The 17,365-nt window shown below is 69.9% G+C and carries 5 protein-coding genes; 4 read left to right on the plus strand and 1 reads right to left on the minus strand.

Going from position 1 to position 17,365, the window contains the following annotated elements; genetic code table 11:
* Window positions 1–11: 11 nt before the first annotated feature.
* From ACIBH2_RS02395 to ACIBH2_RS02410, 4 genes are read left to right on the plus strand one after another with little or no spacing between them, the layout of a single operon-like run.
* Window positions 12–2,564 (plus strand): nitrate- and nitrite sensing domain-containing protein, encoded by a 2,553-nt coding sequence (locus tag ACIBH2_RS02395; RefSeq protein WP_397112556.1) that lies wholly within the window; start codon window positions 12–14, stop codon window positions 2,562–2,564.
* A complete protein-coding gene (locus tag ACIBH2_RS02400) occupies window positions 2,542–2,967 on the plus strand; it encodes a roadblock/LC7 domain-containing protein (protein ID WP_397112558.1) in 426 nt (141 codons plus the stop codon). Before ACIBH2_RS02395 ends, ACIBH2_RS02400 begins: the two co-directional genes overlap by 23 nt.
* Complete coding sequence (locus ACIBH2_RS02405; protein ID WP_397112560.1) at window positions 2,967–3,341, plus strand: DUF742 domain-containing protein; 375 nt, start codon at window positions 2,967–2,969, stop codon at window positions 3,339–3,341. The genes ACIBH2_RS02400 and ACIBH2_RS02405 overlap by 1 nt, the downstream gene beginning before the upstream one ends.
* A complete protein-coding gene (locus tag ACIBH2_RS02410; protein ID WP_397112562.1) occupies window positions 3,322–3,924 on the plus strand; it encodes a GTP-binding protein in 603 nt (200 codons plus the stop codon). The genes ACIBH2_RS02405 and ACIBH2_RS02410 overlap by 20 nt, the downstream gene beginning before the upstream one ends.
* Here the strand turns inward: ACIBH2_RS02410 and ACIBH2_RS02415 are convergent, their stop codons facing one another.
* On the minus strand, window positions 3,925–17,313 hold the full coding sequence (locus ACIBH2_RS02415; protein WP_397112564.1) for an amino acid adenylation domain-containing protein: 13,389 nt from the start codon (window positions 17,311–17,313) through the stop codon (window positions 3,925–3,927).
* Between the last annotated feature and the right edge of the window lie 52 nt (window positions 17,314–17,365).

Raw genomic sequence — 17,365 nt, forward strand, 5'->3', positions numbered from 1 at the left:
ACGTTGTGCGGATGTTCAGAGCGAGGCTCGGCGTCCGAACCCGCATCCTGGCGATCGCGCTCGTGCCGAGTGCGGCGCTGCTCGGGGTGGGCGCGGGGGCGGCCGGGTATTTGGTGTCGACCGGTAATCACGCGGAGGACTGGGCGGCCCAGATGATCGAGGGCATCGATCCGGTCCAGGAGATGCTCAAAGCCGTTCAGCAGGAACGCCAAGCGACCATGTGGCTCTACGCCGGGGAGGAGACCGACCGCAGCGCCCTGGCCACCGCGCGCCTGCGCCTGGACAACGCCTTCCGGGTGATGGCCCCCACCGAAACCTCGGTGAAGGATCTCGGTCCCGAGGAGATCCAGGGCGATGTCGGCGGATTCCTCATGCTCAAAGAGAATCTCGTCAAGGTGCGCGCCGGTGTGGACTCCGGCCTGCTGCCCATGAGCGACGCGTACCTGTTCTACAGCCGCCTGCCCGACGTGGTGCTCATCGGCACCCGCATCGTGCAGGACTCCGCCCCGAACGCCAAGGTCGCCGCCGAACTCGCCGAATCGGTGCAGGTGCTGCTGGCGCTGGAATCGCTGACGCGCGCCAATGCCCTCGGCGCGGCCCTGGCCAATGGCAGTGGCCTGCCGACCGACCTCGCCAACGAGTACGTCAAACTCATCGGCTTCTACCGTGTCGCCGTCGAAATCCTCACCGGCGACGCCGATGTCGACCAGTCCGAGGCCGCCAAGCAGCTGCTGGCCAGCCCCGCCTGGCAGCAGCTCAGCGCCATGGAGAACGCCCTGCTGCAACGCGCCTACGCGCAGCAGTCCGACAAGGACAAGAAGGACCCGGCGGCGCTGCCACTGAACACCGAGGACTGGCAGCGCGCCGTCACCGATGTGGCCGCCGCGCTGGCCGACCTGTGGGACGCGCAGAACCGCGAGGCCAACGAACTGGCCATGCAGGCGGGTCACGACAAGGCTCGCGACTCGCTCCTCGGTGGCGCGGGCGTGCTGGCGCTGTCCGCGGCGGCGTTCGTGGTCGCACTGCTGCTGGCGAACCGAATCATTCGGCGGCTCAAGCGCCTACGCGACCAGACCCTGTCGCTGGCCGACGACCGGCTGCCGGAGATCATGGCCAAACTGCGCGACGGCCAGGACGTCGATCCGGCCACCGAGGTCGCCACCCTCGACTTCGGCCACGACGAGATCGGTCAGGTCGCCAAGGCCTTCACCCACGCGCACGCCGCCGCCGTGTCGGCCGCCGTCACCGAGGCTCGCACCCGCGAGGGCGTGAAGTCGGTGTTCCTCAATATCGCCCACCGCAGCCAGGTGGTGGTGCACCGCCAACTGGAGATTCTCGACGAAGCCGAAGCGCGCCAAGAGGATCCGACGCTGTTGGAGACCTTCTTTCGCCTCGACCATCTGGCCACCCGCGAACGCCGCAATGCCGAGAACCTCATCATTCTCGCGGGCGGCCAGCCGGGACGCCAATGGCGGCAACCGGTTCCGCTGGTCGAGCTGGTGCGCAGTGGCGTCGGCGAGGCGCTCGACTACACCCGGGTGAAGATCGCCCGCATGCCCGAGCTCGCGGTGGCGGGCACGGTGGTCGCCGACCTCGTGCACCTCATCGCCGAACTCGTCGACAATGCCGCCGCCTTCTCGCCGCCGCAGTCGCAGATCGCACTGCGCGGCAATGTGGTCGGCAAGGGCCTGGCCCTGGAGATCGTGGACCAGGGCATGGGCATCCCCGAGTCCGAACAGGTCCGGCTCAACGAGATGCTGCGCAACCCACCGGATTTCGGCGTGAACACGCTGTCGGAGGATTCCCGTCTCGGCCTGTTCGTGGTGGCGCGGCTGGCGGTGCGCCACGGTATCTCGGTGCGGCTCACCGAATCCGACTACGGCGGCGTGCGGGCCATCGTGCTGGTGCCCGCCAGCCTGACCGTCGCGGTCTCGGGCACCGGCGAGATCCCGCAGATTCCGGCACAGCCCGCCGCCGCGGCGTCCGACACCTCCGCGGCGCTGCCCGATACCGGTTCCTGGCTCGCCGAAGCCCGACCGTCGGCCACCGACACCGGCTCCTGGCTGGCCGAATCGACCCCGGCGACAGCCGATCCCGCGTCCGCGCGCCCCGAACTCGAACCCCGCCGACCCGAGGCGCCGGAGCCGGTCGATCCCGCCCCGAGCTTCCCGTCGTTCCAGAATTCGACGGCGTTCGAGCCGCCGACCAACCCCACCCGGCCGCCGGTCATGCCGCCGCGTCCCGAGCGTTTCCCGGAGATCGGGCATACCGCACGCGAATTCGGCCGCTCCCAGTACACTGGCTCCGATGCTCGGCCCGCGCTCCCGCGTCGGCGTCGACAGGCAAGTCTCGCACCGGAATTGGCGAACGCCCCGGCGAACGCCGCCGATCCGGTGGCACCGTCGGAGCGTCCGGCTCCCAGCGCCGAGCAGGCCCGAGACCTGATGTCCGCCATCGAGAACGGAACCAGGCAGGGCCGTCGGGCCGGGTTCGATGCATTCGAGCCGACCACCTCATTCCCGGACCGACAGGAAGGCGACGGTGACCACCTCCAACGCTGGTGATCTCAACTGGCTACTAGACGATCTCGTCGACCGGCTCGCGGGCGTCCGTCACGCGGTGGTGCACTCCACCGACGGACTGCTGCTGGGCCGCTCCTCCGCCATGAACCGCGAGGACGCCGAGCATTTCGCGGCGATGTCCTCCACGCTGTACGGCTTGGCACGCAGCGCGGGCAACAGATTCGACGGCGGCGGCGTACGGCAGGCGGTCATCGAGCTCGACCGCGCGGTGCTGTTCGTGACGGCCGCCGGTAGCCACGCGTGCCTGGCCCTCCAGGCCACCGAGCAGGCCAATCTGGGCATGGTCGCCTACGAGATGAACCTGACCGTGCAGCGCGTCGGCACCTATCTGTCCACGACCCCGCGCCAAGGCCTGGCCGGACAAGGCAACCCCCGACTGTCATGATGCCGCGGCCGGGGGATCAATGGTTCGACGAGGCGGCCGGTCCGCTCGTGCGCCCATACGCCCGGACGGGAGGCCGGACGATGGGCGCGGCGCACGATCTGGACATGCTCACCGTGGTGCACTCGCGCTACGGTGCGCCGCCGCTGCGCCGGGTCGAACCCGAGTACGCGGAAATCGTTCGCCTGTGCCAGCTTCCGCTGTCGGTGGCCGAAGTATCGGCCTCGTTGCGTTTGCCGCTGGCGGTGACGAAGATCCTCGTCGGAGACCTCATCTCCGACGGGAACCTCAACTTCCGGGCCCCGGTCTCGCCCGAGACCGCACCCGGCGACCTCAACGTATTGCGAGCTGTACTCGATGGCATCCGAAAACTTTGATCCGACCGGCGACGGCCAGCAGATGGCGTCCTCGGTCAAGATTCTCATCGCTGGCGGCTTCGGCGTCGGCAAGACGACAATGGTGTCGGCGATCAGTGAGATCACCCCGCTGCGCACCGAGGAGCTGATCACCGAACTCAGCACCGGCGTGGACGATCTGCGCGGCGTGGAAGGCAAGACCACCACCACGGTGGCCCTGGACTTCGGCCGCATCACCATCGACCGCAGCCTCGTGCTGTACCTGTTCGGCACCCCCGGCCAGGACCGATTCTGGTTCCTCTGGGACGAATTGGCGCGTGGCGCGCTGGGAGCGGTGGTGCTGGCCGATACCCGCCGCCTCGAATCCTCCTTCGCCGCCATCGATTTCTTCGAACGCCGCGGCGTGTCGTTCACGGTGGCGGTGAACTGCTTCGACGGTGCGCCCCGCTACACCGCCGAAGAAGTCCGCGACGCCCTGGATCTGGACGCACACATCCCCGTCATGCTGTGCGACGCCCGGGACCGCACCTCCGCCAAGAACGTCCTCATGACCTTGGTGCAGTACCTCATCGAGCGCGCCTCCACCGCCCGCGTCGGCAGCTGATCACCGCCACCGGATCCGCATCGCCGCGGCGATGCGCGACAGCGGATCCGGTCGCGCCAGTCCCATATGCGTCGCGTCCACGGGGATATCGTGCACGTCCCCGGTGATGTACGGTCGCCAACTGCGGGCCGGGTCGCGGGTGGGGTGGTGTTCGCGGGTGGCGGTGAAGTGCAGGAGGTCGCCCGCGAAGACACCGCTCGGAGAGCCCGGGACCTGTCGGGTGAGGGCGGTGACGGCGCGGTCGACGATCTCGGGCGGGAAATCGGATGCGGTCAGGAAGTTCGCCCGCAGCGACGCCAGTCCCGGATTCGCCGCCGTCGCTTCGGTTTCCGGAGGCGGGGCGTCCAGGCCGAAGATCTCGGCCAGCTCCGCGCCGGGGTCGAGGTTCTCGATCTCGAGGCTGCCGTCGTCGGCGGCCGCGTCCATGATCGCGAGCAATAAGACTTCGGCTCCCTCCTGTTGCAGCAGGACCGCGACCTCGTGGGCGATCCGGCCGCCCAGCGACCAACCCAGCAGCCGATACGGCCCCTCCGGTCGGGCGCTACGGATCTCGCGCACATAGCGTTTCGCGTAGTCGTGAATCGACGACGGCGGCTCCTCGCCGGATACCACCCACGGGTCCTGAATGCCGTAGAGCGCCACGGGCTGGTCGAGGTGCGGGAGCAGGCCCGCGTACGGCCACGCCAAACCACCGCCGGGATGGATGCAGAAGAGTGGGTCGGCGTCGGCACGGCGCAACGGCACCACCACGGCGTAGGAGTCGTCGTCGACCGCGCCCTCGCGCCGCTCGTCCAGTAATGCCGCGAGCGCGGCCACCGTGGGCGTGTCGAACAGCTCGCGCACCGTGACCGCGCCGCCGAGGAACGACAGCAGGCGCGTGGCGGCCAGCGAATTGCCGCCGAGGTCGAAGAAGCCGTCGTCCAGGCCGATCCGGTCGAGTCCGAGGACCCGCGCGAAGGCCGCCGCGACCGCGTGTTCGGACGGCGTCACCGGCGGCCGATAGCGAATGCGCTGCGGCCGTGGCGGTTCGGGCAGGGCGGCGCGATCGACCTTGCCGTTCGGCGAGAGCGGCAGCCGGTCGAGCACCACGACCGTTGGCACCAAAGTCTCCGGTAGGAAACGCGCCGCGGTCGAGGCCACCACGCCGGGGTCGAGAGTGCTGCCGGGCTCGGGCACCGCGTAGGCGACCAAGCTGGCACCGGCCGGGCCGTCCGCGCGCACGGCGACCGCGTGGGCCACGCCCGGTGCGGCCGCGACCGCCGTCTCGATCTCCCCCAACTCCACGCGCATCCCTCGAACCTTCACCTGGAAATCCGCGCGTCCGCGATAGGCGATCTCGCCCTCGCGCGTCCAGGACACGAGATCACCTGTGCGATACAGCCTTTGCCCGGGGGTGAACGGATTCGCGATGAACCGTGACGCGGTGAGACCCGGGCGGCCGAGATAGCCGCGTGCCAGCCCGGCTCCGCCCAGATACAGTTCGCCGGTCGCACCGATCGGCACCGGGCGCAGGTAGCGGTCGAGTACATAGCAGCGCGTGCCGACGGCCGCGGTGCCGATGGTCACCGGTCGTTCGGGCTCGAGCGCGCCCAGGGTGGCGATGACCGTCGCTTCGGTCGGGCCGTAGGCGTTCACGAAACGCCTGCCGCTCCCCCAGGTTCGGAGCACGGCCGGTGGACAGGCCTCGCCGCCGGTGACGACCGTGGTCACCGCGGGCAGTCCGCCCGGGTCGGTGAGGGCCAGGACGGCGGGCGTGAGGAAGGCGTGGGTGATCCGCTCCGCGCGCAGCAGCCGTGCCAGCTCGGGACCGGCGTAGATATCGGCGGGTGCGACGACGAGGGTCGCCGTGGCGCGGGCGGCGAGGACGAGCTCCCACACCGAGATATCGAAACTCGGTGCGGCCACGCACACTATGCGCGATGCGCGGTCGGCGGCGATCATCCGGGCTTGCGCGGTGGCCATATTCGCCAGACCGGCATGGGTGACCGCGACGCCTTTGGGGGTGCCGGTCGATCCGGAGGTGTGAATGACGTAGGCGGTGTTGTCCGCTCGGGGCGGGCGGAGGCGATCACGCGCGGGGCGCTGTGCCTCGTGCGGACGCATGCCCTGGGCCGCAGGCGGGTCGATCGGCGAGCCGTCGGTGTCGAGAACGAGGTGCTCGACCTCCGTCGACGCCGCGAATGCCGCCTGCTCCGTCGCCGTGGTGACGACGGCCGCGGCCTCGGTGTGCGCGAGCATTCCGGCGATGCGGGCAGTCGGGAATCCCGGATCGACGGGCATGAACGCCGCACCGGTCTTCGCTACGCCCCACACCGCGACCACCCAGGCCAGCGACCGCGACATACCCAGCGCCACCACGGTTTCGGGGCCGACTCCGCGACGTGTGAGCCACCACGCCACCCGATCCGAGCGTGCCTCGAGATCGCGATAGGTCAGCCCGGTAGCACCACAGCGCACGGCCTCGTTGTCCGGAGCGTCCCGAACCGCGCGGGCCAGCACCTCGGGCAGCAGTAGCGGCGGCTCCGCCGCGCCGGTGTCGTTCCAGTCAAGGACCACCCGACGGTATTCGTCCGCCGTGAGCGTTTCGACAACGGGAGCGTCGGGGTCCGTGGCGAGGCGTTCGAGCAGCACCAGGAATCGGTCTGCCAGTGCCGCAATCGTTTCCCGGTCGAACAGCTCGGTCGCGTACCGCACGCCGAGGCGCAGTCCGGCGTCGTTGTCGGCGAAATCGGCCCGGTCGACGACGAATTCGAGGTCGAACCGGGCAACCGGTAGCTCCGGCGGCACGGCTTCGGCCCGCAGTCCCGGTAGTTCCAGCCGCACCGGATCCAGGTTCTGCACCGCCAGCAGCACCTGGAACAGCGGGTGCCGGGCGCGACAGCGCGGCGGATCGAGCGCCTCCACCACCTGATCGAACGGCACCTCGCTGTGCGCGAAGGCCGCCAGATCGGTGGCGCGGACGCGGTCCAGCAGAACGGAGAACGGCTCGTGCCCAACGGGTGTCCGCAGCACGAGGGTGTTGACGAACATGCCCACCAGATCGTCGAGTTCGGCCGCACCCCGTCCCGCGACCGGCGTGCCGATGGCGATATCCCCGTTACCCGACCACGCCGACAGCAGCAGCGCCAGCCCGGCGTGCACCACCATGAACAGCGAGGCGTCGTGCGCGCGTGCCAGTTCCTCCAGCCGCCGCACCGTCGCCTCGGGAAGCTCACGCGTCACGCCCGCGCCGCGATGGGAGGCCACGGCCGGGCGGGGGCGGTCGAACGGCAGCCCGGTCTCGGGTGGTAGATCGGCGAGTGTGGTTGTCCAGTAGTCGATCTGGCGACGCACCTCGGAGTCCGGGTCCTCGATCGAACCGAGTGCGTCCCGCTGCCACAGCGTGTAATCGCCGTACTGCACCGGCAGCGGCGGCCACTCGGGTTCGGACCCGTCGACCTGGGCCGTGTAGGCGACCGCGAGATCGCGCGCCAGCGGCCCCAGCGAGAACCCGTCGGCATCGACGTGATGAACGACGAACACCAGCCGCCACTCTCGCGCGGTCTCCGGTGCGTCATCGACCGCGAACAAGGCCACCCGCAGCGGCGCGCACGCCATGAGGTCGAAGGGAGCCGAACAGATCTCGTCCAACTCCGCGGACAACCCGGCCGCGTCCACGACACGAATGTCGAGCTCCGGCAAGACCTCGTCGACGGTGGCCACCACCTGGCAGCCCACACCCTCCCGCTCCGGGAAGTAGGTGCGCAGCGCCTCGTGCCGCGCCAGCACCGCCCGCACCGCCGCCGCCATGGCCCCGATCCGCACCGCGCCCTCGAGCCGCAGCACCAGCGCGATGTGATAGGCGGCGGAGGACGGATCGAGCCGGTGCAGCAACCACAGCCGCTGCTGGGCATACGACAGTGGAACAACCTCCGGCCGCGAAGACCCCGCGAGCGCGCATTCGGTCGAGTCCGTGGCGGCCGCCGCGGCTCGCGCCGCCAGGCCCGAGACCGTGGGTGCGTCGAATATCTCCCGCACCGGCAACCGCACGCCCAATGTCGCCCCGACCCTGGCGGCGATCCGGGTGGCGCTGAGCGAATTGCCGCCGAGCCGGAAGAAGTCGTCGTCCGCGCCGACCCGCTCGAGGCCGAGCACCGCGGCGAAGGCCGCCGCCACCGCGTACTCGGCCGGGGTGCTCGGCGCGCGGAAGGGTTCGGCCTCGAGCGTGGGCGCGGGCAGCGCGGCCCGATCGACCTTGCCGTTCACGGTGAGTGGCAAGCGCTCGGCGACGACCACCGCCGAGGGCACCATATAGTCCGGCAGACGCTGTGCCACGGCCTCGCGAATACGCGAAACCTCCACGGTCCGACCGGGTTCGGTGGCCGCATAGGCCACGATGCGACGGTCTCCGGGTATGTCCTCGCGCACCAGGACGACGGCCTGACCGACGCCCGGCACGGCCGACACGGCCGCCTCGATCTCGCCCAGTTCTATGCGCAGCCCGCGCACCTTGACCTGGGAATCACCACGGCCGAGGAACTCGAGTGCTCCGTCGCCGCGCCAGCGCACCACATCGCCGCTGCGGTACATCCGACCCGGTTCGAACGGGTTCGCCACGAAGCGTTCGGCGGTCGCCGCCGGGCGGCGATGGTATCCGCGCGCCACGCCCGCTCCGGCGATATACAACTCGCCGGGGGTGCCCACCGGCACGGGCACGAGCCGATCGTCGAGAACATAGCAGCGCACCCCCGTCGCGGGGCCGCCCAGCGCGGTATCGCCGGAGACGAACGGCGCGCTCATGTTGGAGATGATCGTGGTCTCGGTGGGGCCGTAGGCGATGACGAGAGTGCGTGCCGCCGCCCACTTTCCGGCCACTGTCGGCCCGACCACTTCACCGCCGGTCACCAGCACACGCAGCGGTTCGGCCCCCAGATCCTCGGGTTCCAGGCCAGCCAGGACCGCGGGCGTGAGGAACGCGTGGGTGATCCGTTCTCGCCGTAGCAGTTCCGCCAGTTCCGCGCCACCGTAGGTTTCGGGCGGTGCGATCACCAGCGTCGCCGCCGCGCCCGCCGCCAGCAGCAGCTCCCACAGCGCGGCGTCGAAACTCGGCGAGGCCACCTGCAACACCCGCGAATCAGCGTCGGGGGCACAGTGTTCGGCCTGGGCGGCCAGGATGTTCGCGAACCCGCTGTGGGTGACCACCACGCCCTTGGGCGTACCGGTGGAGCCGGAGGTGTAGATGAGATAGGCGGCGTGCTCGAGGCGCAGCGGCCGGAGACGGTCGGACTCGGTGATCGGATTCGCCTCGCACAGGTCGACTTCGCGCGGTATTGCGCCCTCGAGGGTCAGCACCGCACCGGAATCGGCGAGCATGTGCGCGATCCGCTGCTGCGGATATCCGGGATCCACCGGCAGGAACACCGCCCCCGCCTTGGCCACTGCCCACAGCGCCACGACCCAGTCGGCCGAGCGGCGCAGCGCGACGGCGACCACCTGTTCGGAACCGACGCCGCGACGGATGATCCAGCGCGCCAAACGGTTCGACCGCTCGTCCAGCTCACGGTAGGTGAGCCTGGAGCCGTCGAATACGACCGCGTCGGCGTCCGGTCGGCGAGTCACGGCGGCCGCCAAGACGTCCGGCAGCGTCCTCGGCGTGGCATCGCCGGTGTCGTTCCACTCGCGCAGCATTCGGATGCGCTCGGCGGGCTCCAAGACATCCAGCGCGCGCACCCGGCGCGCGGGATCCTCCGCGATCTGCCCGAGTACCCGATCGAACCGCCGCAACAAGGCGCGCGCGGTGGCGTGGTCGAACAGCGCGGTGTCGTAGCGCAGCGTGACCGTCAGTCCCGCAGCGCTTTCGGTGACGGCGAACTCCAGGTCGAAGCGGGTACTCGTGGCGGATCGTTCGAGCACCTGGACCTCGACGCCGGGCAGCCGCAGGTCGGCGCGTCGGTAGTTCTGGAACGCCAAAGCCACTTGGAACAGCGGGTGTCTGGCCGCCGAGCGGGGTGGATCGATCGCCGCCACCACGCGGTCGAACGGCACCTCGGCATGTGCGAAGGCGTTCACGTCGATCTCACGGACGCGAGCGACCAGCGCCATGAATTCCTCGTCGGGATCGAGAACGACCCGCAGCGCGACGGAATTCACGAACATGCCCACGAGCTCGTCCAACCCGGTGGATGTGCGTCCAGCCGTCGGTGTGCCGATGACGACATCGCGGGTGCGCGCGAGTTTCGACAGCACGACGGCGAGCGCGGCGTGCACGACCATGAACAGCGAGGCGTGTTCCGCGCGGCCGATCTCGCGCAACGCGTCGGTGACCTCCCGCGACACCAGGGTGGTCGTGCTCGCGCCGTGGTGGACGGGCAATTCGGGTCGTGGCCGATCCAGGGGCAACGGCAGTTCGGCGGGCGCGTCGGCGAGGGTGCGCACCCAGTGCGCGAGCTGGCGGCTCGACTCCGACTCGGGATCGTCCGGCGCTCCGAGGCGCGAGCGCTGCCACAGCGTGTAGTCGGCGTACTGGACCGGTAGCGGCGACCAAACCGGTTGTGCGCCTGTGGTCCTCGCCGTATAGGCGGCGGCGAGGTCGCGGGCCAGCGGGGCGAGGGAGAAACCATCGGCGTTCATGTGGTGCACCACGAGGGCCAGGACCCATTCGTGGTCGTCGACCTGGTACAGCCGTGCCCGCAGCGGCGGCGCACTGGTCACATCGAAGGGCGCGGACTCGAGGTCGGTGAGCGCCCGGTCCAGCTCTTCGGGCGCGATGCGTTGGAGATCCAGGACGCCGACCGCCCAATCCGCGATGGCGACACACTGATACGGCTCCCTCGTCGGTTCGGGGAAGTACGTCCGCAGGGCCTCGTGCCGCACCACGACATCGGTCACCGCCGCCCGCAGCGCCTCGGTATCGAGCTCCCCGCGCAGACGGACCGCCAACAGGATGTGGTACGCCGAGGCGACACCGCACCGGTCCAGGGTCCAGAGTCCGTGCTGCGCGAACGACAGCGGTATCCGATCCGGTCGCGGCGTCGGCACCAATGGCAGCTCCGCCGCGCCACCCGCCTCCGCGTCCCGGCGCGTGGCCAGCCGATCGGCCAATCCGGCGACGGTCGGCTGCTCGAAGAGGTCGCGAAGGTCCACGCGGACACCGAATTCCGTGAGCTCGGCGAGCTCGGCGCGCAGCAGCGCGACCACACTGGTGGCAGTGAGCGAATTGCCGCCCCGGCCGAAGAAATCGTCGTCGAGACCGACCCGCCCGCTGCTCAGGACGCGCTCGAACACCTCCGCGACCACGACTTCGAGCGCCGACCGCGGTGGCCGGTAGTCGGTCTCGGGGCGGACGGGCGCGGGCAGTGCCGCCCGATCCAGCTTCCCATTCACGGTGAGCGGCAACCGATCCACCACGGTGACGACGGCGGGGACGTAGGGCTCGGGTAGTCGCCGTGCCAGCTCCGCGCGCAGCCGCGTGGGGTCCAGGTGCTGTGCGGCCGCCACCACATAGGCGGCGATCTCGGTGTCGGTCGCGCTGGTGTGCGGCACCACCGCCGCATCGGCGACGTCGGGCAGCGCGGTCAATGCCGCCTCGATCTCGCCGAGTTCGATCCGCATACCGCGCACCTTCACCTGGAAATCGGTGCGGCCCACGTACTCCAGCTGCCCGTCCACCCGCCACCGGGCCAGATCCCCTGTCCGGTACATGCGCTCCCCCGATCGTCCACAAGGGTCGGCGACGAACCGCGTAGCGCTCAGCCCCGGACGGCGGTGGTAACCGCGTGCGACGCCGCACCCGGCGATGTACAGCTCACCCGCCACACCCGGCGGCACGGGATGCAGGCGACTGTCGAGCACGTAGCAGCGGACGCCGGTCACCGGTGCGCCGATCGGCACCGCCGCCGCGTCCTCCGGGCGCAACGGTCGGCTCGCGGTCGCCCAGATGGTCGTCTCGGTCGGATCGTAGATATTCACGAAACCGGTATCGGCACACCATCGTTCGAGCAGTTCGGGTGGGCACGCCTCACCTGCGGTGCCCAGGAACCGCAGGGTGGGCACCCGTTCGGGTTCGGACAGGGTGGCGAGAACCCGGGGCGTCAGAATCGCATGGGTGATCCACTCCCGCGACAGCAGCTCGAGCAGGTCATCGCCCGCGTAGACCTGCGGTGGCGCGACCACCAAAGTCGCGCCGGTGCCCAGGCCGAGCAGCAGTTCCCAGATCGAGGCGTCGAAATTCGGTGAGGAGACCGCGAGTACGCGCGCACCGGGGCTCGCCCCACAGTGGTGCGCCTGCCCTTCGATCACCTGCGCCAAGCCGGTATGGGTGATCGCGACGCCCTTGGGTCGACCCGTCGAACCGGAGGTGTAGATGACGTAGGCCGGATGCGAAAGATGTAGTGGCCGTACGCGATCGGCGTCCTTGATGGGCGGTGCCGTTTCTCCCACCGCGAACTCCGATACCGACAGCCACCCGCCGGGCACCTCCGGCAGCCCCGTCCGCCAGTGCTCGGTGGTCACGCCCACCGCTGCCACCGAATCGCGGAGCAGGTACTCGACGCGGTCGGCGGGCGCGCTCGGGTCGACGGGCAGATACGCCGCGCCCGAATAGGCGACCGCGCAGACCGCCACCACCCATTCCAGGGACCTCGGCAGCGCCACCGCGACCACGTCCTCCGGACCGACCCCGTGCGCGATGAGACTGCGCGCCAAACGATTCGCCCACGCGTCCAATTCGCGGTAGGTCAGCGTGGCTCGGTCGCACACCACCGCCGGAGCGTCCGGCTGCTCCGAGACGGCGCGACGCAGCAGCTCCGGCCAGGTCGCGGCGGGCACGATATCGGTGTCGTTCCACTCCCGCAGAGCACGCCGCTCCTCGGCGTCGAGCAGGTCGATATCCCCGACCCGAACCTCCGGCTCGCCGCCTATCCGGTCCAGCACCACGCAGAACCGCCGGGCCAGCGCCTCCACGTCGTCGTGTTCGAAGAGATCGACCGCGTACCGCACGGTCACCGCGAGACCGTCCGCGACCTCGGCGATCCCGAATTCGAGATCGAACTTGGCCAGCGGCAGGTCGATCTCGACGGGTTCGACTCGCAGCCCGGGCAATTCGAAGTCGGCGTGCGCGAGATTGAAGGCCACCATCACCTGGAACAGCGGATGCGCTCCGGTGCGCGGCGGATCGAGCGCCGCGACAATCCGTTCGAACGGGACCTCGTCGTGCGCGAACGCCTCCAGATCGGTATCGCGTACCCGCGCCAGCAGCGCCGAGAACGGTTCCGCCGCCTCGACGGTCGTGCGCAGCGCCACCGTATTGACGAACATGCCGATCAGGTCGTCGAGCCGGGCATCACCGCGCCCCGCCACCGGCGTGCCCACCACGATGTCGCGCTCGCCCGACGCCGCGGCCAGCGCCACCGCCAGCCCGGCATGGATCACCATGAACGGCGTCACTCCGTGCGCCCGCGCGACCTGGTACAGCCTGCGGGTCTGCTCGACCGGAATCTCGACCTGCACCTGACCCGCCCGCAGCGAGGGTGTCGCGGGTCGTGGGCGGTGGGGTGGCAGTCCCGATTCGGCGGGCAGTTCCGCGAGTGCGGTCGTCCAATAGTCGAGGTGCCGCGAAATCTCCGAGCCCGCATCGGCATCCGAGCCCAGCACCGCGCGCTGCCACAGCGTGTAGTCCGCGTAGTGCAGCGGCAACGGCTCCCAGTCCGGTGCGCCGCCGCCGAGCCGCGCCTCGTACGCGCGCGCGAGATCGCGCGCGAACGGCGCGAGCGAGAAGCCATCGGCGTTCACGTGATGTACCAGTAGCGCGAGCACCTGCTCGTCGGTGTCCTCGCCGACCGCGAACAGCCGAATCCGCAGCGGTACCTCGGCGGCCAGGTCGAAGCCTCGCGACCCGAATTCGATGAGCACACCGTCGAGCTCCGCGATGGTGACGGGTTCGGCGACCAGATCGAGCGCTATCGCCTCGGTCGGGGAGATCTCCTGGCGGGCACCGTCTTCGGACTCCGGAAAGTACGTGCGCAGCGCCTCGTGTCGCTCCAGCACATCCGTGAGCGCGGCCCTCAGCACCGCGTGGTCCACCGTCCCCGTCAATCGCAAGGCCAACAGCATGTTGTAGCTCGGCGACTCTGGATCCAGCCGGTTCAGCAACCACAACCGCTGCTGCGCGTACGACAATGGCACCCGTTCGGGACGTGGCCTGGCCACCGGGCGCGGGCGATCCCGCACGGTATCGCGCTCCGCGATTCGCGCCGCGAGCCCGCCAACCGTGCTGGCCTCGAACAGATCTCGCACCGTCACCCGCACACCCAGCGCCGCGCTCACCCGCGCCACGACCGAGGTGGCCGTGAGCGAATCCCCGCCGAGGGTGAAGAAGTCATCGTCGAGCCCGATCCGCCTTGCCTCCGGATCGGTCGAGAGCGGCGTGTCCGGCCCGCTGCCGGGCTCGGTGATGCCGGGGTGCAGGACTTCCGCGAACGCTCTGGCGACGGCCTGTTCCGCTGCGGTGACCGGCGGCCGGTACGTCGTCGCGAGCCGCTCGGGAGCTGGCAGCGCACGCCGGTCGACCTTGCCGTTGGTGGTGAGCGGTAAGTGTTCCATCGTGATCACGGTCGGCACCATGTGGCTCGGTAGTCGTTGTGCCGCTGCGGCTTCCAACCGCGCGGCCGTCAGCGTGGCGTCGGCCGTCACCACATAGGCGACGAGCCGGGGCGCGATGCCGTGGTCGTGGACCACGGCCACCGCCTGCACGACGCCCGGGCAGCTCGACAGCACCGCCTCGATCTCCCCCAACTCGATGCGGGCACCGCGCACCTTCACCTGGGAATCCGTGCGCCCCCGGAACTCCAGGCCGCCTTCGGTGGTGCGCACCGCGAGGTCGCCGGTGCGATACAGCCGCTGTCCGACTGCGCCGAAGGGATCCGCCACGAAGCGGGCACCCGTCAGCGCCGCCCGCCCGAGATACCCGCGCGCCAGCCCCGGGCCACCCAGATAGAGTTCACCGACGACGCCGTCAGGTACCGGCCGCAGCCACGGGTCCAGCACGAAACAGCGCATTCCCGGAACCGGATCACCCAGGGCCACCGGATCTTTCGCGTCGATCTCGCCGAGATTGGTGACAACCGTCGCCTCCGTCGGCCCATAGGCATTGAGCAGCACCCGACCGGGAGCCCATGCAGCGGCCACCGACTGGGGGCAGGCGTCGCCGCCGGTCGCCAGGCACCGCACGCCGTCGGATTCGAAGGGATTCAGTCCGGCCAGTACGGCGGGGGTGATGAACGCGTGGGTCACCCGCTCACGGCGCATGAGTTCGGACAGTCGCGGTCCGGCGTACTCGTCGTTCGAGGCGACAACCAGCGTCGCACCGGCCGTCACCGCGAGCAGCATCTCCCACATCGAGGCGTCGAAGGTCGGCGCGGCCACCGACAACACCCGCGTCTGCGCGGTGAGCGAGGTGTATTTCGCCTGCGCCGCAACCAGTCCCGACAGACCCGCATGGGTGACGACCACACCCTTCGGCGCCCCGGTGGACCCGGACGTGTAGATCACCCACGCCGGATGCTCCTGCCGCAGCGGCCGCGCCCGATCGTCATCGGTGATCGACTTGGCGTCGTACTTCTCGAACTCACCGGCCCGGCCGACCTCGTCGAGAACCAGCCACTCGCCATCGCGGCGCAGCGCCTCCGGCAGTTGCGCCGTGTTCGTGGTGATGCCGAACCGCACCCCGGATTCGGCGAGCATCCCCGTTGTCCGCTCGACGGGATGATCCGGATCGACCGGCAGAAACGCCGCCCCGGCCTTCGCCACCGCCCACACCGCGACGAGCCATCCGATCGACCGCCCGGCCGCCACCGCGACCACCTGCTCCGGGCCGATACCGTGCCGAGACAGTTTGCGCGCCAATTGGTTCGACAGGTCGTCGAGTCGCCCGTAGGTCAGCTTCGCGGAGCCGCACATCACGGCCGGTACCGACCGGTCGCGCGCCGCAGCCGCACTCAACAGTTCAGGCAGTAGGACCGGCGGTGGAAGCTTCTCATCGTTCGCCGCAACTAGCTCCGTGCGCTCGCTCTCGGTGAGCAGCGCGATCCGCCCGACCGGATCGTTAGGACCCGCGGCGATGAAGTTGCCGAGAAATAGCAGGAATCGATCCAGCTGTGCGTCCAAGGCCGCCTGGTCGTACTTCTCCGGATGCCCGAGCACGTCCACCGACAGCCCGCGTTCCTCGCCCGCGCGATACAGGTTGATATGCAGATCGGCCACCGCGCCCGAGGACAGAATGTGGTATTCACCGGTCGCCGCACCGACTCGAATGGTCCGATCGAAGAACATGATGTTCACGCTCGGGCCGAGCACCTGATCCGCGCTCACCCCCAGATCGCGGCGCACATCCTCGAATCGGTAACGCTGATGCCGCAATCCACCGGTCGTCTCCCGCGCCGCCGCCTCGATGAGTTCGCGCATTGTCACCGCGCCCGCACAACGCAATCGAATCGGCAGCACATTGGCGAGCATGCCGCCGGACTTCTTGAGTGCGGCCGTGGTGCGCGCCGAGGCCGCCAACAACACCAGCGGATCCGATTCCCCGGCCGTCCCCGCACGGAACGCGCAGACCGCCGCCACCAATGCCTGCGCGGCACTGACCCCACAGTCGGCGGCGAGTTTCTCCAGGCTCTCCCACGCCTCCCGTGACAACTTCCCGGCGGAGCGCCGCGCGACCTGTTCCTCGCCGTGGCGCGGTGCGATGCGGGCGGGGGCGGACCAGTCCGCGAGCCGCTCCCGCCAGTACTCGCGATCCGCCGCGAAGCGGGCCGACTCCCGGTAATCCGCCTCCGCCGCTTGGATTTCCGACAGCGACAGCCCGGTGTAGGGCGGATGCTCCGCACCCGCGAGCGCCGCCTCGTACGCCTGCGCTATCCGCGCGGTCAGACTGAGCCCGCCGTAGCCGTCGATGGCGATGTGATGCATCTGCGAATACCAGAGATGGTGCTCGGGACCCACCCGAATGAGGGCCGAGGACCACAGTGGCGCGTCCACGAGTCCGATGGGTGTGCGGTGTCGCCGCCGCATCCATTCCAGCGCCGCATCGACCGGATCGGCGTGCTCGGAGAAGTCCAGATGCTCCAATTCGCCGCCGATATCGTCGGCCACCCATTGGAACGGTCGCCCGTCCGCCACCCCGATTCGCAATCCGCCGACGCCGAATTCGGCAATGCAGCGCTGACTCACCTCGGTGAATACCCGGGTGTCGAGCTCGCCGCGCAGCACCACGTATTGCGCCTGCCCGGGCAGTGCCCGGGGCGGACTCTCACCCCGCGCCTCGGCGCGCAGATACTCGGCGAGCCACAGTTCCCATTGCGCTCGGGACAATTCGAATGGCGTCGCGGCGCGCACATCCGTGGAATCGGCGAGCACGGTCCCTCCCGAGGTCCGAGGTGAATGGCCGCTCGGGAACGTACCGCAAAGT

Origin of the sequence: Nocardia sp. NPDC050406 (assembly GCF_044459025.1) — a bacterium.
Lineage (GTDB): Bacteria > Actinomycetota > Actinomycetes > Mycobacteriales > Mycobacteriaceae > Nocardia.

What these genes read in the sequence shown, in the direction of transcription:
- ACIBH2_RS02395 (WP_397112556.1), top strand. Translation starts at nt 12, where the DNA reads ATGTTCAGAGCGAGGCTCGGCGTCCGAACCCGCATCCTGGCGATCGCG.
- ACIBH2_RS02405 (WP_397112560.1), top strand. Translation starts at nt 2,967, where the DNA reads ATGCCGCGGCCGGGGGATCAATGGTTCGACGAGGCGGCCGGTCCGCTC.
- ACIBH2_RS02410 (WP_397112562.1), top strand. Translation starts at nt 3,322, where the DNA reads ATGGCATCCGAAAACTTTGATCCGACCGGCGACGGCCAGCAGATGGCG.